This is a genomic window from Legionella massiliensis (assembly GCF_000756815.1).
In the GTDB taxonomy this organism is placed as follows: domain Bacteria; phylum Pseudomonadota; class Gammaproteobacteria; order Legionellales; family Legionellaceae; genus Tatlockia; species Tatlockia massiliensis.
This window is the reverse complement of record NZ_CCVW01000004.1, coordinates 184,963-211,403: the sequence shown is the minus strand read 5'-3', so window position 1 is coordinate 211,403 and position 26,441 is coordinate 184,963. Positions and strand designations below refer to the sequence as shown.

Below are 26,441 nucleotides of genomic sequence, written 5' to 3'. Positions count from 1 at the left end.
ATGTTGATTCAAAACTTAAATGCCTGAAATCCCTTTGCCAAGGCTTAAAAGAGCATAAAACCCAGCAAAACATCCTGTTAATATTTGCTTCCCTCAACGATAGCAAATGATCGATTTAAAAGCGTTGCATTCTTTGCCGAAGCACAGCTTTTGATTACCAATTGCTTTTGTAGCCGCTACCCCTTTTTCAATTTGATAGCGACGCGTTTGTAAATAACCCATTCTGCGACAGAATGAAAAAGCTGCTCGCTGGCCACAGCCACGCTTACCGTCATAGCACCAATCAACACGATAGTAGTCAAAGCGTGGATAAACAAATTTCCTGTAGCGATAGTGGTAACCCTTAGGTGGTTTATGCGTTAGTTCTGCCACGCATCGAATCGTTTTAAAACCATTACAGCGCCAACCCTGACAGGTTGCTGTGCTGCCAATATAGTTAGTTAAACCGACGTTATGTTCAATAACATGCTGATCAGCACGGTGATACCCCATCATTTGGCAATAACGAGTCGCCACCGCTAAACCACAGGTTTTGCCATCAACTGTACAATAACTTAGTTGTATTCCATGGTAGGTGGGCATCCAGAAGTTACGATAAAAGTTATTAGCGCGATTATCTGCATAACAATTGGGCATCAGACCTAAAGCTAGAGTACAAATTAAAGTCAGCCGACAAAAAAAATTCATTCTTACAATCCGTTAACAGCTTATATGACATGTTAGCTTATGCCAGTCCGCAAAAAAAGAGGGGAAAAGCAAACACTTAGGCTTAAGATTAAATTTTTCATGCCTCTTAGTGCTCAGTGTGAAGCAAAAGTCTGTTGTTTTTCCCTTCGTTCCTTAGGGGAGAAGGTGGCGCAAAGCGACGGACGGGGTGGTTCAAGCGCAAGTTAAGGAAGGTTTTGTCATTCCCGCGAAGGCGGGAAAGTATTTCTAGCTAAGTACAGCGCCAGTGTAGTGATAGTTTCCCGCCTTCGCGGGAATGACAAATGCCCTTAACTTAGCGCCCCCTTCCACCCTTTGTGCAACCTTATCAGTGCTCGCTTTTAAATAGATGATGCTTATCAAAGCTAAATCTTCTTAGAGCTAAAGCATTGCTTGAAGCTTTAGCTCCCACCGCAACACATTGCGCACCAGTATTGCTGCAAAAAACGTCATTCAAAACAGATGAATTTGGGAAGGGTCTGTCGGCACTTTTTTCCCAAACTGAGCCAGCGTTTTCTGTCGTATAGATTAGTGGCTTAACAACTGCAACTGTATCGATATATTTAAACTCCCCCCCTACAGCAACACAATATTTTCCTGAGCTATCGCAATGCATCGCACTAATGTCGTAAAAGCCAGCTTTCGGGATAATGTAATTCATTGGGGTCCAGCTTGCCCCATTGTTTCGAGTTGTAATAGAGAATGGCAGAGATTGCGAAGAGTAATTGAAATAGCCAATTGCAGTACATTGTATACCTGAACTATCGCAGGCAATGTCTACCAAGGTACTCACCTGATTATTCGTTTCTTTGGTATCTAAAACATAGGGGTTGCTCCAGTGAGCGCCACCATCTTGAGTTGAATAACTAACGGGATGGCTGGAATAGTAATCACTAAAGAAAGAAGTAGATACTACTGAATGACCAACAGCCACACAGTTGAGTCCAGAGAAATTACAGCTGACTCCTAATAAAACCGTACCGTGATAGCCTGAACTTGGTGCTTGATAGGAGGGTTGTTTTAATGAGCTAAATTTCCAGCTATCTCCTGCATTAGTAGTTGAGTAAATCAAAGGAATAGCCTCATTGTCACCTGCTAAACCACCCGCAATCGTACAAACCGTACCAGTTTGGTCACAAGAAATTGAGGTAACCAAAGAGTTATTAGCATAGATTTGAGTTTTATTAACATCCTTGGGTAGAGGCAATAGCTTAGGAGCACTCCAGCTTAGGCCTCCATCGTGAGTTGTGTAGACAAGGGGAGTCGGCACTCCTTCAATAACAGCAGAGCTGGCGACGATACACTGCTGACCAAACTCATCGCAGCTAATACTGGCAGAGTTTGGAGTATCATTTAAGAGCGGTGTAACCTCTTCTTTGGGCGAGGCTAATAGAGTAGGTTCGCTCCAAGTTAGCCCCCCATCTTGACTTGTAGCAACCAAACGATCCTGCAAATGAAATTCAGCACCAAATCCAATAGCAATACATTGAATACCTGTCTTGTCACAGGAAACCGTCTCTAATCTTTTTAGAGTTGTGTTTAGTTGGTGGGTACTTAGGGTAGCTGCAAAGCTTGGTGCCGATAGACAGGCCGTTGATAATAGCGTTAGGCATAGCGTTTTTTTCATAATAACTCCTTAAAACTTAAAAATAATGAAAACTGACGTTAATAATCCATAAAAACCTTTTCCTGCCCGATCAAATCATAAAGCAAGACCAAAAGCTCATCGCTCGGAGACACTCGCCATTCTGGGGACAAACTTAATACTGCCGTGGCTTTTGAATTTGAATAACGAATTTGTACAACACAGCCACCCTGGTGGGCTTTTAAAATCGATTGCAAACTGGGAATAGCAGCACTATGTTCGTTATTTATTTGTAGGCTTAGGCATTTTGCGAAACGAGACCTGGCTTCGCTAATTGAGTAGAGTTGGTTGGCCGTCATTTTTACGCCACCATTAAAATCATCGATAGCAATTTCGCCTTCAACAACAAGCATTTGGCCTGATTGAACTTCCATTTGCAGGGCTTCAAAAACCTCTGAAAACACAACAATATCCATTTTCGCTGAGGCATCTTCCAAACCGATAATAGTCAGTTTCTTACCGCGTTTGGTCATCACCCTACGGATAGCTGTAACCATGCCGCAAATCAGTGCCTTTTTCATAGCAGATGGATTTAAGCGAGCAATGGGTTGAATAAAGGCTTTAAATTCCTTGCAATAATATCCGGCCGGATGGCCTGTTAAATAAAGTCCAAGTGTTTCTTTTTCGCCATTTAAGCGTTGCATTTCAGGCCAGGGCTTACAAAGCAGATAATCTTCCTGATCAATAGGATCATCCAGTAAGGAGAACAGATCGGTTTGGCCACTGGATTGATTTTGATGAACCTTATCGGCGACTTTTAAGGCTTTTTCTAAGGAAGCATTCAACACTGAGCGCTCGACCGTCCAATCATCCATCGCCCCGCTTTTAATTAAGGCTTCTAAAACTCGACGATTAACCTTGCGCAGATCCAAACGTTGGCAAAAACTGAATAAACCACTATAGCGGCCATTTTTCTTACGTTCATCAACAATACAATTGATTGCCGATTCACCGACCCCCTTTATAGCGCCAAGACCATAGAGAATGGTGTTGTCCTCGCCAACCGTAAATTGGTAACTTGAACTATTGATAGAAGGCGGTAAAACCTTCAATTTCATTTGCCCACATTCATCGATAAAGGTCACAACCTTGTCGGTATTATCCATATCCGAAGACATTACCGCTGCCATAAAGGCGGCTGGATAATGAGCTTTCAGCCAGGCTGTTTGATAGGCGACTAAGGCATAGGCGGCTGAATGCGATTTGTTAAAACCATAGCCGGCAAACTTTTCCATAAGGTCAAAGATATAGGTTGCTGTTTCCTCAGCTACCCCCCGCGCCGTTGCTCCTTCAGTAAAGATCTCGCGTTGTTTTGCCATTTCTTCAGGTTTTTTCTTACCCATTGCACGACGCAATAAATCCGCAGCACCTAGTGTATAACTCGCCAAGACCTGTGCAATTTGCATAACCTGTTCTTGGTAAAGAATAACCCCATAGGTCGGTTTTAGGATGGGTTCCAAATCAGGATGAGGATATTCCACCTTAGCTCGACCATGTTTTCTGTCGATAAAATCGTCCACCATCCCTGATTGCAGCGGACCCGGTCTAAACAGGGCAACCAAAGCGATGATATCTTCAAAACAATCAGGCTGTAGTCTGCCAATCAACTCCTTCATTCCGCGGGATTCCAATTGGAAAACAGCAGTGGTCTGGCATGCCTTTAGCAAATCAAAACTGGGGGAGTCATCGGTAGGAATCATGCCAATATCAATAGGTTCTTCCCCGTTTGCAGCTCGCTGCTTATTGATAATTGCCAAAGCCCAATCAATAATCGTTAACGTCCTTAGGCCAAGAAAGTCAAACTTCACTAATCCGGCTGCTTCGACATCGTCCTTATCGAATTGGCTGACAATCTGGGTTGAATCTTGTTCGCAGTAGATCGCGGTAAAATCAGTTAACTTTGAGGGGGCAATCACTACGCCCCCCGCATGTTTACCCGCATTACGGGTGATTCCTTCCAACTTGAGAGCCAAGTCAAAGAGCTCTTTAACCTCCTCTTCATCCTGATAACGCCGCTGTAGTTCAGGTTCGTCCTCGAGTGCTTTATTCAGCGTTATACCGATTTCAAAGGGTATTAATTTTGCTAATTTATCGACAAAACCATAGGGATGCCCCAGCACACGCCCCACATCCCGCACAACCGCTTTTGCAGCCATCGTACCAAAGGTAATAATCTGCGAAACGCTTTGCCGACCATACTTTTCTGCAACATAGTCAATAACTCGATCCCGCCCTTCCATACAAAAGTCGATATCAAAGTCAGGCATCGATACCCGTTCTGGATTCAAAAACCGCTCAAAAAGCAGCTCATAGAGTAAGGGATCAAGATCGGTAATTTTCAGCGCATAGGCAACCAAAGACCCTGCTCCAGAACCACGACCTGGACCAACAGGTACGCCATTTTGTTTTGCCCATTGGATAAAGTCAGCAACAATAAGGAAATATCCGGGAAAACCCATGCGATTGATCACATCTAACTCAATCTGCAGGCGTGTATCGTAAGGGATTCTAGCCTCTTTAATCGATTCTGCGCTTTGCTCCCGGAAGATTAGCCTTAACCGCTCTTCAAGGCCTTGCCTGGATAAATCGGAGAGATAGTCCTCAACAGTAGAGCCCTCGGGAATAGGGAAATTCGGCAAATAGTTATTACCCAGATCCAGTTTGACCGTGCAGCGCTTGCTGATTTCAACTGTATTTTCAATGGCTTGCGGCAAATCCTTAAACAACTCAATCATCTCATCAGCTGAGCGTAAATATTGCGCCGCGCAGTATTGCTGGTTTCGCCGTGGATCAGCCAGGGTATAACCATCATGAATACAAACCCTCGCCTCATGGGCTTCAAAATCATTCTTATGCAGGAAACGGACATCATTGGTAGCAACCAAGGGCAGATGTAGCTCCTCCGCCAGGCGAACCACTTTTTCATTATAAATCGCTTCATCAGTACGACCTGTCCGCTGAATTTCTAAATAGAATCGATTGGGAAAAAGTTCAGCGAAGGATTTTGCTAAAGCATAGGCCGCGGCAAGATCATCTAGAAGTAAGGCTTTACCAATTGCACCAAAACGGCCACCTGATAAAGCAATCAAGCCCTCAGCATGCTCAGCTATCCAGGCGTTTTGCACCCTTGGCTGCCCCTGGTATTGCCCTTCCTGGTAGGCCTTGGAAACCAGACAGGTTAAATTGCGGTAACCCAGTTCGTTTTGGCAGAGAAGCACAAGGGATGTGATTTGTTCCGGTGTCTGCGGATCATGACAGGGCAAATCAGCACCGATAATTGGTTTAATACCAAGATCAATTGCGGTCTTAAATACTTTAACGGCAGCAAAGAGATTACAAAAATCAGTAACAGCTACCGCGTTCATTCCCTTTTCTGCAAGTGATTTCATCAAGGGCTTAATTCGAACTAAGCCATCGACCATGGAAAATTCAGTGTGAACACGCAGATGGGTAAAGCGCGGCTTCATAAAAGTTACTCAGAAAAAATAATGACAGAACTGTACCGAAGACAGGGCGTTTTAGCTAGGATTAATTTAACGTCAGTTCGTTATTGCAGATCGCCGGCCGCCTTATAGGATTAAAGAATCCCGTCATCCCGAACGCAGTGAGGGATCTCCTGGTATTCGGGAGATGTCTCACTACGTTCGACATGACGTATGCTTTTGGTTGAACTAGCAAAGCAGCTAATCTTCATCCTCCTGCTCATTCCAGCGCATAATCGCCAAGTACTTATTAGAAACCCCCAACTTTTTATTCGCGTTTTGTATATGAAAATTAACAGTTCGCCGTGAAATATCGAGTGCCTTAGCAATGTTATCAATACGCAACCCTTGAGAGGTTAATTGCAAGCACTGTCTCTCCCGCTTAGTCAATGTTGAATCCTCTACAGCCTCTCTAAGCAGAAATTGCCTTAGGTGATGAAAATAGCAAAGGGCAATGGCTATCCAGGGATATTGTTTTTCCTGCCAGCCTGACAAGCCTGTTTCTTTAACACGCTGATGAACAACTAAAACAAAAAAATCCCCAGCCGGACCATGAATAGAAATGCTGAGACCTTTATCAATACCGAACTCTATAGACTCTTCACGAATCCTAGCCTCTCTTTTATTTTTTGAAGCAGCTAGTTGCTCATGCACATCCCAATAGACGGGTAAGAGAGATTGCTCTGAAGACTCAAGAGTCCTATCGATATCGGCATAGCCCTCATCTAAATAATGTTGATGCCAGGCACGCAAAGCTGGAGTTGCCCATTGGTAAATTAGCTTAGAACCGGTCTTTGTATGTTGGCTATAGTAGGTAAACGCCAGGCTGCTAATCCCTTGTTGTGAAAAATAGCTGCTAATCATTTGATTTAAACTATCTTTTGACTCTGCTAAAGTCATCCGTTGACAAAGATCATACATGGCTTTCCCCAGAACCTGTCACAAAAGACAGGTTTTTTGCCCCTGTATGACAAATTATAATACATATGATTCAAAATAAAATCACACAGCGAGGCTAACATGCAAAAATTAACAGCTCTAGTCGCACTTCTTCCCGGTATTACTTTTGCCGCCAACATGACTAATGGCATCACAAGTGTTGGTCCGAAAGGCGCTGTTGATACCTATATATGCATCCAAAATAGCGGTGGGACAGTCACCCTACCCTTAGCTCCAGGGCAATCAGGGGATGCCAATAAGGCTTCCGGTAATCTCAATTATGCCGGCGCCACGATTCGTTTTGGTGGTTGCTCAAGCAATAACAGTTATCTCGGCTATGTTGGCTTTAGCATCAGCGATAGCGGCAATAATTCGATTAGTAGCTATTCGCCACCAGAAGGCGTACACGTAACCTTCGCTAACCGCGCTATTGACAGCACTGGCAAGGTCACTGGTGCAATTGAGTACACGCCGATTGCCTACAATCCTGATTTAACTCCGGCAAATCCAGCTAAAAACTGGGAATTTGCTGGTATTAATTTATCTGGTCTCGAATTTGGTAAAGTCATTGACCCAGTTGTTATTCCTAACCTTTCACAAGAAGACAGTTCGGGTAACTACTCTGACTTAAAGGATACCCAAGCCTTTATCCAAGCTGGAGTCAATACAGTGCGAGTTCCAATCAGCTGGGGTTATCTGCAATTAGATGGTGCAGGAAAGGGCTCTCTCAACATGGCTTACTACAATAACTACCTAAAACCCTTGCTGCAAACTTTGACTCATGCCAAGGTCAATACGATCGTTGATTTACACGCCTACATGCGCTATTCAGAATTTGGTAAACAATATTCTGGCTGTGGCCCGGATGGTGCTTGTCCCGATGGTACTTTGATCACCGACGTTAATGCCTATAAATCTGTCTGGGGACAACTTGCCACCTTAATGCAGAATGATTCAAGCATCGATAAAAAATATTTAATGATCGACCTAATGAATGAGCCTGTTGGTGTTCCTGATGATAAGGTTTTCACCATCCAGGCTGCCTTAGTAAAAATGCTACAGGATCAGAAATTTGGTGGTTATATTCTGGTTGAAGGCAACAGCTGGACTGGTTTGCACTCTTGGACAACCTATCAATGGACCGGCTCTGATGGCCAAACCTATAGCAACGCAACACTGTTTACCCGCGATAATTTCAACAAACAAGGTGTGACAGATCTGTCTAAGGTTTTGATTAACGTGCACCAATATCTTGATTCCGACTACAGTGGAACTCATGATGATTGCCAGCAGGATCTAACAACGACTGGACCTAATGGCTTCAACTTAAATCAGTTCGTTGACTATCTGGAAACTAACAAACTAAAGGCGATTGTTACTGAGTTTGGAACAGGTAGAAATGCCGCATCTTGCAAAGCACCCCTAACCCAGTTTATGAAGTATCTGCAAGATAACTCAGCCAATGGCAAAGACTACGGCTTCGTTGGTTGGACAATCTGGTCAACTGGACATGGCTGGGGTGATTACAACTTAAGAGTAAAACCGACCTCCTATCAAATGGATGTTTTAAAGGATTTTCTCTAAGCAAAGCGCAATTCAATGAGAAACCTCAGGATTCTACGGAATCCTGAGGTTTTTTACGTTTGCACGGGGTAAAAATAAACACAAGTAGCCTTGATGCAGCGCAGCCTAATTAAGGTTTCTTTGGAATAGTGATAGGCTTACATAATAGTGCATTTAGCCTTGCTTGCCTCTTCAAACTGAATAGATGTTTCTTTATTTATAGTTACCACTTCATGCTCTCTTTTCTATCTTGCATGCTTTTTCTGCCCTGATTAAAAATTAGGCTCTATTTTAAAAGTCGTTCATTAATAATTAGTTAGTGAGGTACGAAAAATTAAAATGACTTTTCCCTAGTTGGAATAACCATAGGCTAGGTGATCCGCCCCTCCCCAAAACTCAATGCCACTAAGTTAAGGGTATTTGTCATTCCCGCGAAGGCGGGAAACTATCTCTACATTGGCACTGTGCTTAGCTAGAAATAGTTTCCCGCCTTCGCGGGAATGACAAAACCTTCCTTAACTTAATGGCAGTATCCCCAAAACTGTAGGCTCCACATTCCAAACGAGCATGGCGCATTCCAGATATCCATGTGTTCGTCATACGAGGTTAATTTTGATCTTGCAAACTGTAGTTAGAAAGACAACAGGAGTATGAAAATGCCTAAGACCTTAATTAATTACAACCCTAATCAAGAGAAACAAAGAATACAAGATGCATTGGAGTTCAAGTTATCCCAAGTCAATGAATGGGCTAAGACACAGACCCCGGAACAACCTAAAAATGATAGGAAAGACAAGCCTTCAATTGTTGGGGTTCTTCATGCAGTAAAAGAAGCTATTGTAGTCCCAGAACGATTAAATTCTGATATGCAACATCTGAGGAATATGTTGATTACCTTATCAGGACACAGTCCAATAACTGACAATGAAGAAAAAATTATTGATAAGTACATCGCAAAAATCGATAAACTAATATCTTTGCATGCTGATTTAAATGCGAATCATCCACTAGTTAGTGATAACTACACAAGCCCAGAAGAAGTTATACAAGGATTGAATCAAAAGTATAATGACCCACAATTTTATGAAATGATGGAAACTCTTGCTAGTCTAGAATTCGACAGAGAAAAAATTAATTCTATCGCTAGAAAATATGAAAATGCGTTGATGAGAAAAAATGTTGGATACAATGAAGCAAGAACTACATTGAGCCCTATTTTAAATCCAGACCAACCAAGAGGAACTCAAACAAGGGATATCGCTAGTTTTACAAGCATGCCTATGCAAAATTTACCAAGAGTTTCCATGGTAATTAAAACGATTAAGGAACACCTTGAGAAGTTGAAGGAACAACTTGAGAAGGAACATCTTGAGAAGTTGAAAGACGCTGTCCCTGCTCCTGATAACCATGTTAGTGAAAATACTGAAAGCACTGAGTATTCTGAAGGCACTGAGTATTCTGAAAGCACTGAGTATTCTGAGGACTCTGAGGATTTTGCTGAATCAAAAGCAGACATTGACAACTTATTAGTATATACAGCTGGATGTCTTGCACGTTCTGGTCCAAAAAACGCGGAACTTCAATTAAAGATTGGTGAAAAAACGGTTGCCAATCAAGCTGAGGCTCTATATGCAAGTAAAGATTCTGGAGCAAGTGCTGAAAATAAAAAAGTCTTTTTCTTGCAAGAAATTTTAAAACTTAATATGGCTACGCCAATTGCCAATGATACTGATTCGCGAGTCAAAGATTTTCCGGCTTATCTGGAGACGGTATTAGTTAAATGCTATCCGGAAATTTTTGCGCTGAATACAAAAGAAGAGTTGATAATAAAAGCGGGGGCGAATGCGAGGACTTACACTAATATTAGTAATGCCCTCGGTATTCCCCTACATGGTAGGCATAAGACAAAATTGGAGCCGGCTCAATTCGATGCGGCAATATTGGATGAATTATACAATTCAGATCAAAATATACTTTGGCTAGTTTTAAAAAGCACCAAACCAATTGATGTCAATTTTACTGCTGAGAAAAAAGTAAAGGCATTCACTGAATTGGCGCAGGCATATAAAAATCAAAAGCTTGGTGACACTGAAAAATATTTAGGTGCTTATCACCTGGCTCAAGCAGCTTTTGCAGTTGCCCAAACTAATCCAGAGTGCCAAGAGTTAGTTCATAAATCTTTTGGCCCCAAAAGTGAGTTAGGTCAATGGATAATTTCAAAACATTCAAAACAAGAGCAAGCAAAGGTAAGGGACGAGTTATCTCAATGTGCGCTTGCTCAATATGTAAACGCTGTGGAGCCGCTTGCCCTTAAAAAACAAGTTATCTCTCCATCTCAGGCACTACTTATATTAATCGATCATTATCAACACCAATGTGCTAAGTTAGCTGCTTCGCAGAGTGCAGAACCTGAAAAACTACGAGCAGTTACTGTGAAAATAGCCGAATTGAAACGGCTCTATATACTGGGCGTTAGGATAACTGAAGCAGATCCCAAATTCAGAGCATTTAATGTAAACCCAGATGATTTAAAAAAGATGGAGCAGTTTTTGGCTGATCCCTGTTTATCCTCTTATGAGATCTCAAAAGATAAAAAAATAATCAATAACGATCCTACTAGAAGATACTTTGAAACTCATCTTGCTCATGAAACAGTCACAGATCAAATCGATCTTATGGATAGCGATCTTTTACAAGATCATGTAAGCAGGTTAATTAAAGCATTAGAGTCGAAAGAAAATGATGCGCGAGACTGCGTGGATGTGTTTGCTAATACCTATCATGGTGACAGCTCAGCGCACAAAGAATATGCAAATTGTCTTGAGAGGATTAGAAGCAGGGAAATTTTTGGTGAATTACATGAAGAGCAACGAGAGAAAGTAATTTTGATAGTGAAAAGCGCTTTCTTAGGTGTTGTTAATGCGCAAGCAAGAAGAGATGAGTTACCAGTAAATATTTATAGTAAGTCCCTGCTTTATGGGGCTTGGAGAGGAAAAGAGCTTATTACAGATGATGATAATCTCAATGCAAACAAGGGAAATGCTGTGCAAAGTGCACACATGGGATTAGTGAAAGGGTCTATGCCTGTTCCCCTGGGAGATATTGCTACATCATCTAATGCCCCTCCATCATCTATGAAAGCTTCAGATCAATCTAGATTTAAGGATGATGGGGAGTACTATAAATGGCTGGAAATGAATTTTGCAGGATTTGTTCACCCATTCTCAAACTCCATATCCGGAACAGTATTGTGTCAATTGAGGAATTTGGCGGAACAAAAGAACGGTTATGTATCCGGAATAGCGAATTCGGCAGAACAGATTGAAAAGTTTTCTCGTCTATTGATTGCAACCATGCTTTATGGAACCGGGGGGCATTCACTCAATGAATATTCCTTTCCCTTCCAGTTAGAAGAGGTGCGGCGTGAATTTGCTGGCGTTGCTGGCTTTGAAGATATTAATTTAGCGACGCTGTTTGTAGATAATAATGATGAGGCGGTCAATAGAGCAATAAATGATACCATAACCTATAACACGCATTTTTTGCGGAAACAGAATCTAAACCAGGGTATAAACCTTGCCGGCTCTCGGCATGATAAGGTTGACTCTGCGAAAGCTATTGCCGCTGTAGTCGAGAAGTTAGAAAAATACGAAGGTGATATTGCAAAACGATCTATCTCAGAGCCTAAGGTTGAAATAGTAAAGCCTGCTATAGAGCAAATTATCCGAGCATTAAAAGAAGGGAGAGTGGACGAGGCTCTGAAGGTATCAGATAAACTTATGCTTAGGTTAAAGCGAGAAGATGAGACAACAGGACTTACTAGGAGTGAAAGAAAATCCTTCCAAACTATTAAAGAAATACATGAAATAATTTTAGATTTAGACAATAAACCTGTACCACAAAAACAAAATCTAGCTGCTACTAACCTTTGCTATAAAGAGCAGTTGCAACAGTTAAAAACACAAGACAAACCATTAGAGGTAGCTTCAAAATCAGATAATAAATTGTCTATCTTAAGTAGTTTGTCTATGTTTAAAGCACGGGTTGCACTAGCCAACAATAATGTAGAGGAACCTGAAGAGGAAAATAAGTGGGATCTGAATTCATAATCAATCAGTAAAACATTCACGCCGAATGCACCGAGAGGCTGCATTCGGCGCATTCCTCGCACAAATTAAGGCCACTACTTAAAAGTCAATTTGGAGTCTTGCTCCGGCTCTCCGGTCTTATCGTTTGATAGATGCAGAAATTCAAAGAAATTAAATCGTTTTGGAGGAGTAAATGGATTTTTTTTAGCATCCCAAGGAGTAAATTTTTCCATACTTTTGAAATAAGTTAATACTGGCGCTTCAAAAGTACAAAGAGGATGCTCCTCAAAAATACGTTGGATTTCATGTTCAAGGTATTGTTGAAGCTTTTCCGTATCAGCTCCTGTCACCCATTTATATTGATAAGCTAAAGTGATATGCATCTCTTTGGGAACTTTATGTGCGACATTAAAAGTTTCTGCGATTCTTTCAATTGCTTCTCTTTGTTCTTGAGGTATTACAACTTGGAGCTGAATCACACTTGATGTACGGATAGCCTTGAGTTTCATTTGAGGATAAATCTTATTTTCCTTTAAATGGGCGCTTAACTCTCTTAATGTTTCTAAACGTTCTGTAATAAACTGTCCCCAGTTATCTCCCCCATCCGCCTTTTCTGTATATAGGTCTATTGCAGTCATGTGATAACTACTTTGAGGCAGGGGCGCAAAGTACTGAGAGACTAAGCCAACACTAAGAACTTCATGAATTTTCCTCCAAAGAGCACTGTCATCTTTTGAAGTATTTGCAATTACAGTCACCCCGGGAAATTCAGTATATCGGCCAGCTGCACTGATTTTATCTAGATATCTTGGCATGATTAATCCTTATCCTAATGGAAAATTTTATATAACATATAATGGTTAAAAAATAAGCTGTATTTGCGATAAACAATCTAATGCTTTTTTGCTTCATCTTATAAAATACCGCAAGAAGCGCCGCGATAGCTTTGTCTCGAGTTAGCGCGCTCAGCTTCTTTTGACTCAGGATCAACAGCGTCAGCTGGTTTAAAAAAAGTTTGCCTAGACTGATTAGACTGTTTCGCTAGTAAGATGCTTTCCTCTTTATTTGTTGACATGCTAGAACGTATATTTTCAACCAAGGAACTTACTAGTTTTTTCACTAATAGACTAGAGCCTATACTAGCAGTTAAAGAGGCCACTGTTCCCGTGAGTCCCTGTGGGTTTGTATAGCTGCCTATTATTAGCACTGCAGCCAATTTCAGAAGTGATACTTCAGTTTCGTTGAAGCCATTGTGTTTCAAAAGACGCTCAAAGGATATTGAACCTGCTGACATTCCTACTGACATTAAGTAAGGATCACCAGAAACAGCCAATACAGCCGTGCATGTTAGATGATTAATAACAGAGACAACAGCAGGATCAAGGTTATAATTGTACTTTTTAAGCGAATCAATAAGCGTTGAATTTACAATACTTACAGCAAGATTTGAGGGGATGTTTTTAGTAGCTGACTTAAATATTATTTGGGCTAAATCCTGAACAAAATCAAAGGATATCTCATCGAAAATACCTGAATTAACATCCTGGTTGTCCAAAGCAATTGTCTTTGTCGAGTTAGAGGACATCTCGTTTGAGAGAATAAATTGATCAATCTCTGTCAAAGGCTGTACATTCTCCAGGTCATTAACTGTAGGTGCACTTATTGATTCAATCGGCGCGCTCTCGACACTACCATCATCTGGAATACTTTTCTCAGTATACTGTGCCGGAATCCTGTCTCCGCTAATATTTTCCACGAAAAGCATACGTGAATCTGATGCCGTGATTACCTTACCATCAATACATCTTTGATTATTTTCTATTGAAAAATCATTGCCTTCATAGGCAGTTGCAGTTCCATTTTCAGTGATTATCACAAGGCCATCACCAGAAACTATCCTTGCATCTCCAATATGATAGGTATTAGTTTTAGCTGTTCTACGGATATCACTATTATTAGAATTGCTATTACTACTATTTGATGTTTTTCGATGTTGTGCTGAATCTGATGCAGGGGCTACCCTGCCATTAACAATTTGTTGATGGCTATTTATTGAATAATTTTTACCTGAACCATAATTATAAAATGTCATGGCTCCTTCACTATTATTCATATTAAAGTGATCAGTTCTATGGGCATTATTATTGTTAGAATTGTTATTACTAGTGCTACTTGATTTTTTCTGATGTGATACTGAATTAGAATTAGCAGGTGGAATTATAACCCGCCCCATTCCTGATTTTTGAATGATAACGCTTTGAGGCGGCTTTTTAGCAAATGTTACTGTCGCACTACCACTGATTTCAAATATTACACCCTCCTCAACCGTCCGATTTATATATACATCTCCCATACCACTTATAGATATGTGGGTGTATCTTCCTATTGTGCCATCAATATCCACACGACCCATGCCACTTATATCACAAGTAGAACCTGGCTCAATATCACCACAGAACTGGTCGCCCATGCCTGAAAAATTATAATGCATTAAATCCTCCTATTTGTTATCAGCTATGTTGAATTTAGGTTGTCCCTAAACGATATTGCGAGCATGTTTTGCTTCAAAAAGCCCAGCCCATGTTCATCTTTTTGAGAAACTGCCTCGTTAGTATCTAGGGTCTGAATTTTAATGAGACAAACACGAAATGACCAACAAATAAACTGTTTGTGCAATCAATTGTACTTTATGTGCGATCTAGATTAGAAATGAATAGTTTTCATGGACCATTCCATAATGGAATGATGGAGATACAACAATACTTAGCAGACACCCCTCATCCCTTGGGGTACCTTCTCCCCACAAGCGAGGAGAAGGTAATTTTTTAGCAAAGCGAAACAAGCACCCTCCCCAGAGGGGACTGCTATTAAGTTAAAGCAGGTTTTGTCATTCCCGCGAAAGCGGGAAACTATTTCTAGCTAAGCACAGTGCCAATGTAGAGATGGTTTCCCGCTTTCGCGGGAATGACAAATGCCCTTAACTTAATGGCAGTGTCCCCAAAGGGGAGCAAGATGACAAAACCAGGCAATGAACGGTCGGATTTAACCCACAGATCTCGCAAGATGCTCCCGTTCATGAGATCTGAGGGTCGAAGGCGTCGCGAACTGCATCCGCAAAGAGATTAGACGCAAGCACCAAAGTAAACATAAAAGCAAAGGCCGCCAACATAGGCCACCAAACAATCGGCTCCCTAGCCAACTCCAGACGGGCACCATTAATCATATTTCCCCAACTAATAGTCATTGGGGACACACCAACACCAACATAGGATAAAACCGCCTCCGCAAGGACTAAAAAGCTAAAGTCCAATACCAGGGTTATTAAAATAATATGCATTACATTAGGTAGCAGATGTTTACGAAGAATAGTGAAGGCGCTAGAACCCAAGGCTCTTGCTGCCAAAACATAATCGATTTCTCGTAATTTCAAAGCCTCAGCGCGTAATAGGCGGCATAAACTTGTCCAACTTGTCACGCCTAAAATTAAACAAAGAGCGAGGAGTCTGGCATCAGCACTTTTACCGAGAGTGTCGAATTGTTCTGGGTGATTGGCTATATAAGTTTGCATGGATAAAACAGAGGCGGTAATCAGTAATACCCCAGGAATGGAACTCAGGGTGATATAGGTATACTGAATAATATCGTCTATAAACCCGCCAAAATAACCTGCGGCTATCCCTAGCAATAAGGCCAGAGGCAGCATAAATAAGGTAGTAAGAATCCCTATTACCAAGCCAGTTCTTATACTTTTTATTGTGTAATAAAAAATATCCTGGCCAATTTTTCCAGTGCCTAAGGGGTGGAGGTATCTGGAGATCCAGAACCCCGCAATCATTACAAAGAGGCAGACAAACAAGGTCATTAGCACGGCACAGCCACTTTTGCTTGGAGCAATTTTCCAACAGCTACTTTTCAATCGGACAAAGGCGATTACCAGCAGCCAAAATATGCAAAGCAGAGCTAAAGTTAATCCTAAGGATTTAAGCAGCAGATCCTTCACTAATTGGGATTTCATCGCCTCATCTTTAATCGTCTTAGACGGATATTGCAGCCGTGGATAAATCTGACGAGCTAGTCCTTTAACAAAGACGGTTTCCACTGAATATAAATTTAAAGCAAGTGGTGCTGAATAGGTTTTTTCATAGCTAGAACCAAGCGGCGCCAAGATAGAGTCTAAGAGCGTATCATGCTCACTCACGGCAATCTCGCTATCACTCTCGCTTTGGGGCGGGTGGATATGAATCGAATCAAGCACACCAATAAGCAGGAAAAAGAGCAGGACAATGCCCGCACTAAGCGCTAAGGGTTGGTGGCTAATGCGTTGGAAGGCTTTGCGAATATGTCTTCTTCTTAGACTGCTAAGGATAATGATTAGGCTGATTGACAAGACGGCCAAAAAGCATTTATCGGTCCATAATAATTCCATCTCAATTAAACCTCACTCTAGGATCAACCAAGGTGTAAGAAATATCCGTCAATATCAGGCCAAGAATATAAAGAATAGATCCTAAAAACACCATGGAACGGACTATCGCAAAATCCTGTTGTTGAATCGCATCGATAATATAATTGCCCAGTCCTGGCACCCCAAAAAAAGACTCTAAAACTAAGGAGCCCATAAACAAAGAAGGTATCAGCACTACAACGCCGGTAAGGATCGGCAACATAGCATTTTTCAAGACATGGTGAAAAAGGACCCTGCCCTCCGATAAGCCCTTTGCTCTGGCGGTTTTGACATAGTCTTTATGTAACTCTTCCAAAAAAAGAGTGCGATACCAACGAGAACCTGCGCCTAGACCTGCAAAGACTGCAACAATCACCGGCAGGGCTATAAACTTGATGCTTTCCCAGCCGCCATCGTAACCAGAAATAGGTACTAAACGTAAAAGCTTACCGAAGATATATTGCCCGCCAATAATATAAAAAAGACTTGAAATAGACATAAGAACAATACAAAAAACGACCCCAGTTAAATCCAGATAAGAGGTGCGGAAAAAGGCCATCAACATCGCAAAAATAATGTCGGCCAGCATGCCAAAAATAAGGATGGGTAAGGCGATAGCCAGGCTAGGCCACATGCGATGGGAAATATCATAACCAATATCTCTTCCACCATCAGAAAGCCCAAAATCAAAGGCAAACAACTTCAAGGATTTCTGGAAAAACAGGGTTTGAGTGATCTGCTTTAGACCTGCTTTTTCCTCGTTATAAAAAAGGGGTAAATCATAGCCGCGTTGTGACTTCCACTCCAGGATGGCTGCAGGTTTTACGTATTTTTGCCCCAATTGCATACGCGCCATATCATCAGGGGAATTGACCATAAAAAACAGGGCAAAGGTTATCAGGTTTATGCCGAATAAAATGGGAAGAGCATAGAGAATTCGCCGTATCAGATAATAGATCATGCTTGGCACCTCGCAGCAGTCTGCCTTTCTTTTTTACGATAGGCGATGACTAAGGGTATGAGGGACAGAATAATAAATAACAACAGCAAAGCAATTGGCCATAAGACTGGTTGATTCCATTGACTCCGCAAGCCGTTGCGCTCTGGAACATCGATAGCCGTGTATTTTAAGGTGCTCAGGCTTATCGTATTCGGCTTGATTGGTGCAACCCATTGCTGCGATAGCAGCAAGGTTTGCGAATTAATTCCCCAAATCCAGGGCGCATCATGCCTGGTTAGCTCAACCATTTCATCAAGCAGGCGTAAACGTTCAGCATCATTATTGCGATTTTTCATTCGGTCAAAGAGCTCATCGAATTTGGCATTATCGTAATTAGCTGCATTCTCACCACCGAACTTCACCTTGCCGTTTTTACTATAGAGCAGGAATAAAAAATTCTCCGGATCTGGGTAGTCAGCATTCCAACCCCAGCTAAAAATCTGGGCATTGCCAGAGCGCATCTTGTCTTGAAAACGATTGTATTGGGTCGAGCGGATATTGAGATCAATGCCAATCTTGGCAAATTGCTTGCGCATCCAATCCAGCTGCGCCTTATCATCTGGTCCTCCACTAGAGGTAACATCATAGTTTAAAACAAGCGCCTTCTTTGTTGCCGGATCCTTTCCCCCTGGATAACCTGCTTCACGCATTAAGGCCTTAGCATCGGCTATGGAACGACGTCTTGCCTTGCTGCCATCCCAACGATAAACGTAGGGATTAATTCCTGCGGCCCCTTCTTTGAAACCAAAGATACCGGGTGGAATAGGCCCTTGAGCTGCCTTGCCGCGACCATTCAAAAAGATGGCAATATTTTCGTCATAATTGACAGCAATAGAAATTGCCAACCTTAATTTCCGCGCAGACTCGCTAGTTCCCCCTACCTGCTTGTCCAACATATTAAAGCCTAGATAAAAAATGCTGGCATCCGTGGTCTGGGTTAACCTCATCTTCTTATCTACCATCGACTGACCCAACTTAGGCTCCCCTGTTCGGCTTATATGAATAGCCTGATCAAAGCTGTCAGCACTCACCCCGGAAGCATCGTAGTAACCTTGTAGAAACTTATTCCAACGGGGGATCGATTCTTTTTCCAGAGTGTAAATAGCCTGATCGATTAAAGGGATCGCTGCACCTGCATGTTGTAAATAACCTTGTTTGATATCGTCTTCAGAACCCTGATTCGGAAAAAACTCTTGGCGGAAATTGGGATTGCGTTGCAAAACCATGCGTCGATTAGGATTGTTTTCGCTGAGCATGAAAGCCCCTGTCCCGATTGGATACCATTCAAAGCCTAAATTACTATCATCCATCCCTGCCTGAGAATAGAAAAGATCAGCCTCCCAAGGCACAGGAGCAAAAAAAGGCATGGCTAGCCAGAACATAAACTGGGTATATTGGCCATTTAGGGTAATTGAAAAGGTGTAATCATCGATTTTTTGCAAGCCAGCCATAGAATACTTGCGCAAGTCAATAAACTCATCAGGCCTGGTTGTTGCTGGCAGGAGGCTGGCATAATCATGGAAGCCGACAATATGCTCACTCATCAAACCATAGATTGACGAATTAACTGCAGGATTGGCCAAGCGTTTAATTTGATAAATATAATCATCGACGGTTAATTCCCGAGTCCCACTATATCGGAAATCCGACAGGTTATTAATGTCATGATCATCTAAATAATTTTTAGGTAAATGTAGATAGCGATACTCACCCTTAGAATTTTTAGCCAGAGCAGGATGCGGTTGAAAAAAAATGCCTGGTCTAATGTGAATAGTGTAAACGCTATAGGCCACCTCGTCAGTTGCCGTATCAGGCAGGGGTTGATTGGCTTTATTGAGATAATGAACCTCAGGCATGGCTGTGGCGATTAATGGGCTAAGTTGATAAGGACGCTTCAGGTAGTCATATTGCAGAAGCGGTTCATAAATCTGCATGATGAATTGATACTCATTACTCGAATAAGAGCGTGCAGGATCGAGCGTCTTGGGTTGTTCGCTAAAGGACGAATAATAAATTTTCTGCTGGGCTTGGGAAACGGGATAGGGATTGTTTAGGACCCAGCCCGCTGCTTGAAGCGGCAAGAGTAGGCCGAGTAATAAAATAACAACAATCCTTTGTTTGCTTCGCACCATCAATGTATAGATCCTAATTGTTTATCGTTTACTTCCGTCATTGCGAGGAACATAGTGACGAAGCAATCCAGAGTTCGGAGCTCTGAACCCTGGATTGCTTCACTCCGTTAGCAATGACGGCTTCATTCTTATTCGAGCAACTCATAAAAGCGCAAGAAACTCATCCTCATTTAACACCTTCACTCCCAGATCTGTTGCCTTATCAAGCTTCGAACCAGCCTCAGTCCCAGCAATAACATAATCTGTTTTAGCAGAGACAGAGCCTGTGACCTTTGCCCCCACAGCCAACAATCGTGCCTTGGCATCATCACGCCCCATTGATGCCAGAGTTCCAGTCAGCACTATGGTTTTATTATGGAAGGGATGACTCTCATCTAAAGCTTTAGCTGCTTCCTTAGGCCAATGAATTCCCAAATCAAGCAGTTTATTAATGACTTCAAGGTTATGAGCCTGCGCAAAAAAATGGACAATATGATAGGCAACGACTGGGCCAATATCCTTTAAGGTCATCAATTGCTCGGCAGAGGTGGCGCGCAGGGCAGCAATATCGCTAAATTCGGCAGCAAGTACTCTGGCACTGACTTCACCGACCTCGCGTATTCCTAGAGCATAGAGGAAACGGGCAAAGGTTGTTTTCTTCGATTTTTCCAGGGCAGCCAACAGGTTTTCTGCCGATTTTCTACCAAAACGTGGCAAAGCAGCTAAGGTTTCTAAATCAAGACGGTAAAGATCAGAGACATCACGAACTAGGCTCAAATCAACCAGAAGCTCGACAATTACCCCTCCCAAGCCATCAATATCCATCGCTCTGCGAGAGGCAAAATGCCACATCATTCGCTTCAGTTGTGCAGAACAAAATAAACCACCGGTACAACGAGCAACAGCTTCGCCCTCTTCTCTTATGACATCGGCTCCGCAAACTGGGCAGTGTTCGGGCATGTGGATCATTTCCGTTGCTGCCGGACGCTGCTCTAAAACAACAGAAACCACTTCTGGAATAACATCACCAGCACGACGAATAATTACCGTATCACCAATACGGATATCCTTTCGGCTTATTTCATCCATGTTATGCAGAGTTGCATTACTCACTGTCACGCCAGCAACACTCACTGGTTTTAAGCGCGCCACTGGCGTTAAGGCACCCGTTCGCCCGACCTGAAAGTCTACTGCCTGTAACACAGTCATTTCTTCACTGGCTGGAAATTTATGTGCGCAGGCAAAACGAGGTGCTCGCGCCACAAAACCTAAGAGTTGCTGCTGGGCAATACTATTAACCTTATAGACAACCCCATCAATTTCATAGGGTAGCGCTGATCGTCGGCTCAGAATGTCATGGTAATAAGCCAGGCATCCGTTAAAACCCTGAGCCTCTTTTATCTCTGTTGAAACTCGGAAACCAAATTGACGGAGAAGTTCTAACTGCTTGGCATGACTATCAGGTAATTGCATCCCTTCACAAGCGCCAATCCCATAGCAATAAATAGCCAAGGGTCTTGCTGCGGTAATAGAAGGATTAAGTTGGCGCAAACTTCCGGCCGCTGCATTACGGGGATTAGCAAAGGTTTTTTCGCCCTTGGCACGGGCTTTGTCATTGTAAGCCTCAAAACCAGCCTTAGGCATATACACCTCCCCGCGAATCTCAATAAAATCGGGAGGATTATCGACTAGTAAGCGAAGGGGAACAGCGGCGATGGTTTTTATGTTGTTAGTAATATTTTCACCAACAGCCCCGTCACCTCGTGTTGCTGCATGACTTAAAAGGCCTTTTTCATAACAGAGGTTTACTGCTAGCCCATCTAATTTAGGTTCACAGACAAAGTCTAAGCATTCCTTATCGACATCTAACTTATCAGCAACACGCTTGATAAAAGCCTGTAACTCTTCATCGCTAAACACATTCCCTAAGGAAAGCATCGGCATCTTGTGCTCAATAGGTTCTAATGCACTTGCAAGGCCGGCACCCACTCGTTGTGTTGGTGAGTCAGGGCTTATCAGTTCGGGGTGCTTTTCTTCTAAGGCCTGTAGTTCCCGGAAGCAACGATCGTATTCGATGTCAGGCACCAATGGTTCGTCAAGGACATAATAATGTTGGTCATAGAGTCTTATACGTTCGCGTAAGGCATTTATTTTCTTAGAGATTTCCACAGCTATCTTCTTTTAATTTTTTTAGAGTCATTCTAACACTATATCCTCTGGCTCAAGCAAGAGAATAAACCGCGGGGTCACTGCTGTTAAGTTAAGCGATTTTATAACCGTTCTCGCTACACTCCCAAAAACGTATGTCATGTCGAACGTAGAGAGACATCTCCTGAATATGGCATTGTGCTAATCCCGGAGATCCCTCTCTACGTTCGGGATGACGAAGAATGTTCGGCAGGGTGGAAGGGGTTGCTGGTTCGAAGTTACTTGCTGAATTACAAACAATTATGGTATAGATAGCGCCTTTTTTAGCCAGGAACTGACTAATGAAGTTATTACAGCCTATTAGTTATTTATTAATATTCCTTTGCCTTTCATGGGCAACTTATGCTGAACAAGCCCAACAAAACTTAGGTATTGCCTTTGTTCATGGTACTAATGATCACCGCCAAGATGCGGAAAGTGATTATTGGAAGCGCAAGTTTATCGATTCACTAACCGATGTCTTACCAAGCCCTGACAACTATTATGTTGTGCACTGCGACTTCAGAGGCTATATGTGGGAAGAAGCGACTGGCGGCTGTCTGGCTGAGCAGTTATTGAAATTTATTGACGATAAGAAAATAACCAAATTAACTATTTACACCCATTCTGATGGCGGCAATGTCATGCGTTGGATTCTATCTAATCCAACCTATGACGAGCGTTATATGCGCCTGACTAAAACTATTCATCAGGTTATTGCCATTGCCCCTTCCAGTGGTGGAACTGTTCTTGCTGATGATGCTGTTGATGGTAATACTTTTGAAGCTGGACTAGGTTGGTTATTGGGCTACAGCAATGGCGCCGTAAAACAACAGCGAATTGGCGACATGGCTATCTATAATGATCAACTTTTATTTGGCACAGCCGGACGCCCCTCTTTGCCTGTTCCATTTCGTGTCGTCGTCGGTTCTGACGTCACCGCAACGCCCTTTAGTTCAGTGAGTTATTGCAACGGCTATTTTCTTACCCTTGGTTTAAAGATCACCCAGTCCTATCTCGATAGTTGTTCAGATGGCTTTCTAAATTGTACTTCGCAAGCTGCAGCGGGCTCTGTATGGTTTTATGATTGGCAAAAAACCGATGATGGGATTCCCCTAAACCATAGTCAAAGCCGTCATTCATGCTTTGGTTTTGATCAGATTCTTCGTAACGACCTTATTAATCAGCGAGAAACCTTATGAGATTATCGTCTTTAATCTTTCTATCAGTCACCACATTTAGCCAGGCTCAAGCCTTTAGCTTAGCGAATGATATTGCAGTAAAGCCTTATAACTGCACAATTTGTGAGAGCTTATCGCGAGAGCCTTTGAGTTTAACCTGGGCGACAAAAAACAGAATCATGGGGCACGACACCCTGCGCAAACAAACTAGCCGTAAATATCAGGTTAAAGCGAGTTTCCAGGAGCTACGTCAGGGTATTGCTATTTATAGTGAGGCACCAGGAGCAATTGTTCGTATCACCCCGGTTAACCCAGCGCAAAAATTTAAGCCCGAATTTCGCATTAGAAACGCTACAAATAAAAAGAGTTTGAGCTTGAAGGAGGCCTCATCACAGTTTTTACAGAGCGCCGCTTTGCAAGATAGTCCGCTAACAGAAAATACGCTAGCTTTTGCCGAGCTAAAGCCAGAACTGGATTCTGGCAAGCTAATCCTATCAAGCTCGAGCCCGATCGCTGAACCAAGTGATGAGCGCAGCGATTATATCGTGCAACTTTATGATAAAAATTCCTTAGCCTATCTAAGCATCGAAACCGATAAAACCAATTATCAATATGGCGACGAACTTAGAGCAAAGATCGTATTAAGGGATGACAAACTTAACTACCCTTTAGAAAACATAAGCGCGACCTTAATCGATTCTGCAGGTAAGCGAACAGCTTTAACAGTTACAGAACTTAGTGCAAATACTTTTCAAACGAAAACAACCTTAGCCTCTAATAGGAACGACAAGGGAGAAAACTGGTATATCGAAGTCTATGCTTCAACAGTTTCCGATAACAAAACGATTTACCGTCAGGCTCATAGCAGTTTTTCTTATAGGATTCCTTCTGCGGCTATTCGCGAGATCAAAATGGTTAAGCCGGATTCCCTTGAATTTAAGGCTAACATTGAAGTCGCAACCGGAAGCCGTTATGCCTTGCAGGCCGTTCTCTTTGGTACTGACTCCAAGGGAGAATTACGAGCTATACAAACGGTTCAATCAGCCACTTGGCTGGCAACTGGTGAAAACTCTATCGACTTTTCTTTTGATAAGACTTTGAATGCCGGCTTTCAGGCCCCTTATTATCTTGGCTACTTGCACCTCACTGACTATGGACAAAACAGGCCTGTTTTTGAGTATGATAGCCCAATTGAATTGAGCAAATTAGGCTAACTATGATAAGAAAATCTCTACGTCCCGCGGACAAGCCGCGGGACGTAAGCAAGAGTATAAGGCTTAAATGACCATGATCTCATTCCTTGAAAATTTAACCCTGCTCGAGGGCATCGCTCTGGCCATTGCCCTGCAGGCTCTTCTTATTTTTCTAGTGATTCGTCGCCAAGGGCGTCAACAAAATCAAAGCAACCTTGCATTCCAACAAATTGAACAGGGGCTCCAGCTCTTGCAACAGGAGTTGCAACAATCTTTCCAGACGAGCCAATATGCCATTCATGAAAAGATGACTCAAGGGCAGCTTGCTAATCAGCGGCTGATCTCTGAAATTATCCAAGGTCAAATGTCTGATGTACGCGAGCAAATGAGTCATAGCTTTAAACAACACACCTCCGCCCTGACTGCTCATTTACATTCACTGACTGAGGAAATAAGAAATCATCTACATAATTTAACTCAACAAGTAAACCACAAATTAAGAGAAGGTTTTGATAAAACCTCGTCAACCTTTACTGACGTGGTTAGACGTTTGACGATTATCGACGAGGCTCAGAAAAAAATTACTGAACTTTCATCGCATGTAGTCAGTTTACAAGATGTGTTGGTTGATAAACGAGCACGTGGTGCCTTTGGCGAAGTGCAATTAGCCTCCTTGATTGCCAACATGATTCCCCCTAATCACTATCAAATGCAATACACGCTTTCTAATCAGAAAAGAGCGGACTGTATTCTTTTTTTACCTGAACCAACAGGCCATGTGGTGATTGACGCCAAATTTCCATTGGAAACTTATCAAAAATTAATGAATACCGAAGCGGTTTCACTCGAACGCAAGACCCTGCAACAGCAATTTCGTCAAGATCTGCAAAAGCACATTAAAGATATTGCCGAGAAATACATCATCCCCAATGAAACAACTGATGGCGCCTTGATGTTTATTCCAGCTGAGGCTATTTTTGCCGAAATTCACGCGAATTACCCTGAAATTATCGCACTATCACAACGCCTGAAAGTATGGCTCGTCTCTCCCTCTACACTAATGGCAGTGCTCACTACAGCAAGGGCTGTGCTTAAAGATGATGCCACACGCAAACAAGTCCACATCATTCAAAAACATTTACGCGACCTCGCTGATGATTTTCAACGCTTCGAAAAACGCATGGACAAACTATCAAAGCACATTGACTTAGCTCATCAGGACGTTAATGAGGTCAATACCTCCGCGAAAAAGATAACCCAGCGTTTTCAGAAAATTGAATCGGTTGAATTGGCAGTGCAGGAGCTTGAGGCGGTAGAGTAGTCTTTATTATAGGTAATAGGCCACGCCTTATATTCCGTCATCCAGAGCGCAGCGAAGGATCTCCGGGATTAGCACCGTGCCACATTCAGGAGATCCTTCGCTGCGCTCTGGATGACGGGCTGCCTTAACCGATTTATAACTTCTTTTTAATTAGATACCTATGCTATGCTAAACCAACATTAATTGTTGGATAAAGTCATGCGGTCTTTGTTTTACTCGTTGGTCACTGTTGTTCTCATTCTAATTCATCCAATAGCAGCCAATGCACAATCCAATGATCCCGCTTGTACTGAAACCTTTTTACCGACCTGCGATAAACATTTTTGCTGTGGCGATATGGGTGGCATTAGTTATTGCGACTCCTCTGCAGGTCGTTATGTTTGTAATAATGGTTATTATTCCTCCTGCTACTGCAATAGGCATGCAGTCATGAATTTACAAAAACTGGAAGGCTGCTGTTTATGGCAAGGTGGTGTTTTGACCGTTGCTGATACAGGCGCCGTAATTTGTAACAATGGCAGCGTATCCGAAGTTTGTAGCTTGCAAAATCCAACCCAACAGGTTTCGAGTTGGTAGATTTGT

Annotated in this window: 16 protein-coding genes; 6 read left to right on the top strand and 10 right to left on the bottom strand. The window is 42.4% G+C overall.

The genetic code is table 11. The features are described from left to right. Positions 1-93 precede the first annotated feature (93 nt). The 4 genes from BN1094_RS15630 to BN1094_RS15615 all read right to left on the bottom strand — a co-directional run bounded on the left by BN1094_RS15630 (position 94) and on the right by BN1094_RS15615 (position 6,753). The gene (locus tag BN1094_RS15630; RefSeq protein WP_052403337.1) at positions 94-687 is read right to left on the bottom strand and encodes a hypothetical protein; all 594 of its coding nucleotides are present in this window, start codon (positions 685-687) and stop codon (positions 94-96) included. Positions 688-1,033: 346 nt separating this feature from the next. Then, complete coding sequence (locus BN1094_RS15625) at positions 1,034-2,332, bottom strand: sialidase family protein (RefSeq protein WP_044012082.1); 1,299 nt, start codon at positions 2,330-2,332, stop codon at positions 1,034-1,036. 38 nt (positions 2,333-2,370) lie between these two features. Further along, the gene (gene dnaE / locus BN1094_RS15620) at positions 2,371-5,817 is read right to left on the bottom strand and encodes a DNA polymerase III subunit alpha (RefSeq protein WP_044012081.1); all 3,447 of its coding nucleotides are present in this window, start codon (positions 5,815-5,817) and stop codon (positions 2,371-2,373) included. 216 nt (positions 5,818-6,033) lie between these two features. After that, positions 6,034-6,753 carry a helix-turn-helix transcriptional regulator gene (locus BN1094_RS15615; RefSeq protein ID WP_044012080.1) on the bottom strand — a complete coding sequence of 240 codons (720 nt, stop codon included), beginning with the start codon at positions 6,751-6,753 and terminating at the stop codon, positions 6,034-6,036. 99 nt (positions 6,754-6,852) lie between these two features. On the opposite strand from BN1094_RS15615, the gene BN1094_RS15610 reads away from it, so the two are divergent. Together BN1094_RS15610 and BN1094_RS15605 are read left to right on the top strand one after the other, a co-directional pair. Beyond that, positions 6,853-8,355 carry a glycoside hydrolase family 5 protein gene (locus BN1094_RS15610; RefSeq protein WP_044012079.1) on the top strand — a complete coding sequence of 501 codons (1,503 nt, stop codon included), beginning with the start codon at positions 6,853-6,855 and terminating at the stop codon, positions 8,353-8,355. Positions 8,356-8,990: 635 nt separating this feature from the next. Further along, positions 8,991-12,443 carry a hypothetical protein gene (locus BN1094_RS15605; protein ID WP_044012078.1) on the top strand — a complete coding sequence of 1,151 codons (3,453 nt, stop codon included), beginning with the start codon at positions 8,991-8,993 and terminating at the stop codon, positions 12,441-12,443. A 74-nt stretch (positions 12,444-12,517) separates the two neighbouring features. Here the strand turns inward: BN1094_RS15605 and BN1094_RS15600 are convergent, their stop codons facing one another. The 6 genes from BN1094_RS15600 to ligA form a co-directional block, all read right to left on the bottom strand. Continuing rightward, positions 12,518-13,237, bottom strand: coding sequence for a DUF1868 domain-containing protein (locus BN1094_RS15600; RefSeq protein WP_044012077.1), 720 nt, complete (start codon positions 13,235-13,237; stop codon positions 12,518-12,520). A gap of 98 nt (positions 13,238-13,335) precedes the next feature. Continuing rightward, a complete protein-coding gene (locus BN1094_RS15595) occupies positions 13,336-14,913 on the bottom strand; it encodes a hypothetical protein (RefSeq protein ID WP_044012076.1) in 1,578 nt (525 codons plus the stop codon). Between the two features lie 582 nt (positions 14,914-15,495). Continuing rightward, the gene (locus BN1094_RS15590; protein WP_044012075.1) at positions 15,496-16,854 is read right to left on the bottom strand and encodes an ABC transporter permease; all 1,359 of its coding nucleotides are present in this window, start codon (positions 16,852-16,854) and stop codon (positions 15,496-15,498) included. After that, on the bottom strand, positions 16,850-17,827 hold the full coding sequence (locus tag BN1094_RS15585; protein WP_044012074.1) for an ABC transporter permease: 978 nt from the start codon (positions 17,825-17,827) through the stop codon (positions 16,850-16,852). The genes BN1094_RS15590 and BN1094_RS15585 overlap by 5 nt, the downstream gene beginning before the upstream one ends. Next, positions 17,824-19,998 (bottom strand): ABC transporter substrate-binding protein, encoded by a 2,175-nt coding sequence (locus BN1094_RS15580; protein WP_044012073.1) that lies wholly within the window; start codon positions 19,996-19,998, stop codon positions 17,824-17,826. The genes BN1094_RS15585 and BN1094_RS15580 overlap by 4 nt, the downstream gene beginning before the upstream one ends. A gap of 141 nt (positions 19,999-20,139) precedes the next feature. Continuing rightward, a complete protein-coding gene (gene ligA / locus BN1094_RS15575; protein WP_425411919.1) occupies positions 20,140-22,146 on the bottom strand; it encodes an NAD-dependent DNA ligase LigA in 2,007 nt (668 codons plus the stop codon). A gap of 320 nt (positions 22,147-22,466) precedes the next feature. On the opposite strand from ligA, the gene BN1094_RS15570 reads away from it, so the two are divergent. From BN1094_RS15570 to BN1094_RS15555, 4 genes are all read left to right on the top strand, one after another. Then, positions 22,467-23,366 (top strand): hypothetical protein, encoded by a 900-nt coding sequence (locus tag BN1094_RS15570; protein ID WP_044012071.1) that lies wholly within the window; start codon positions 22,467-22,469, stop codon positions 23,364-23,366. Then, on the top strand, positions 23,363-24,559 hold the full coding sequence (locus BN1094_RS15565; RefSeq protein ID WP_044012070.1) for a DUF4785 domain-containing protein: 1,197 nt from the start codon (positions 23,363-23,365) through the stop codon (positions 24,557-24,559). The genes BN1094_RS15570 and BN1094_RS15565 overlap by 4 nt, the downstream gene beginning before the upstream one ends. 67 nt (positions 24,560-24,626) lie before the next feature. Next, complete coding sequence (locus BN1094_RS15560) at positions 24,627-25,859, top strand: DNA recombination protein RmuC (RefSeq protein WP_425411918.1); 1,233 nt, start codon at positions 24,627-24,629, stop codon at positions 25,857-25,859. 198 nt (positions 25,860-26,057) lie between these two features. After that, entirely contained in the window at positions 26,058-26,435 is a 378-nt protein-coding gene (locus BN1094_RS15555; RefSeq protein WP_044012069.1) for a hypothetical protein, read from the top strand. Positions 26,436-26,441: the final 6 nt, after the last annotated feature.

Bases quoted from the DNA above. Each gene is read 5' to 3' on its own strand.
- BN1094_RS15630 (WP_052403337.1), bottom strand. From the start codon at position 687: ATGAATTTTTTTTGTCGGCTGACTTTAATTTGTACTCTAGCTTTAGGT.
- BN1094_RS15625 (WP_044012082.1), bottom strand. From the start codon at position 2,332: ATGAAAAAAACGCTATGCCTAACGCTATTATCAACGGCCTGTCTATCG.
- dnaE (WP_044012081.1), bottom strand. From the start codon at position 5,817: ATGAAGCCGCGCTTTACCCATCTGCGTGTTCACACTGAATTTTCCATG.
- BN1094_RS15615 (WP_044012080.1), bottom strand. From the start codon at position 6,753: ATGTATGATCTTTGTCAACGGATGACTTTAGCAGAGTCAAAAGATAGT.
- BN1094_RS15610 (WP_044012079.1), top strand. From the start codon at position 6,853: ATGCAAAAATTAACAGCTCTAGTCGCACTTCTTCCCGGTATTACTTTT.
- BN1094_RS15605 (WP_044012078.1), top strand. From the start codon at position 8,991: ATGCCTAAGACCTTAATTAATTACAACCCTAATCAAGAGAAACAAAGA.
- BN1094_RS15600 (WP_044012077.1), bottom strand. From the start codon at position 13,237: ATGCCAAGATATCTAGATAAAATCAGTGCAGCTGGCCGATATACTGAA.
- BN1094_RS15595 (WP_044012076.1), bottom strand. From the start codon at position 14,913: ATGCATTATAATTTTTCAGGCATGGGCGACCAGTTCTGTGGTGATATT.
- BN1094_RS15585 (WP_044012074.1), bottom strand. From the start codon at position 17,827: ATGATCTATTATCTGATACGGCGAATTCTCTATGCTCTTCCCATTTTA.
- BN1094_RS15580 (WP_044012073.1), bottom strand. From the start codon at position 19,998: ATGGTGCGAAGCAAACAAAGGATTGTTGTTATTTTATTACTCGGCCTA.
- BN1094_RS15570 (WP_044012071.1), top strand. From the start codon at position 22,467: ATGAAGTTATTACAGCCTATTAGTTATTTATTAATATTCCTTTGCCTT.
- BN1094_RS15565 (WP_044012070.1), top strand. From the start codon at position 23,363: ATGAGATTATCGTCTTTAATCTTTCTATCAGTCACCACATTTAGCCAG.
- BN1094_RS15560 (WP_425411918.1), top strand. From the start codon at position 24,627: ATGACCATGATCTCATTCCTTGAAAATTTAACCCTGCTCGAGGGCATC.
- BN1094_RS15555 (WP_044012069.1), top strand. From the start codon at position 26,058: ATGCGGTCTTTGTTTTACTCGTTGGTCACTGTTGTTCTCATTCTAATT.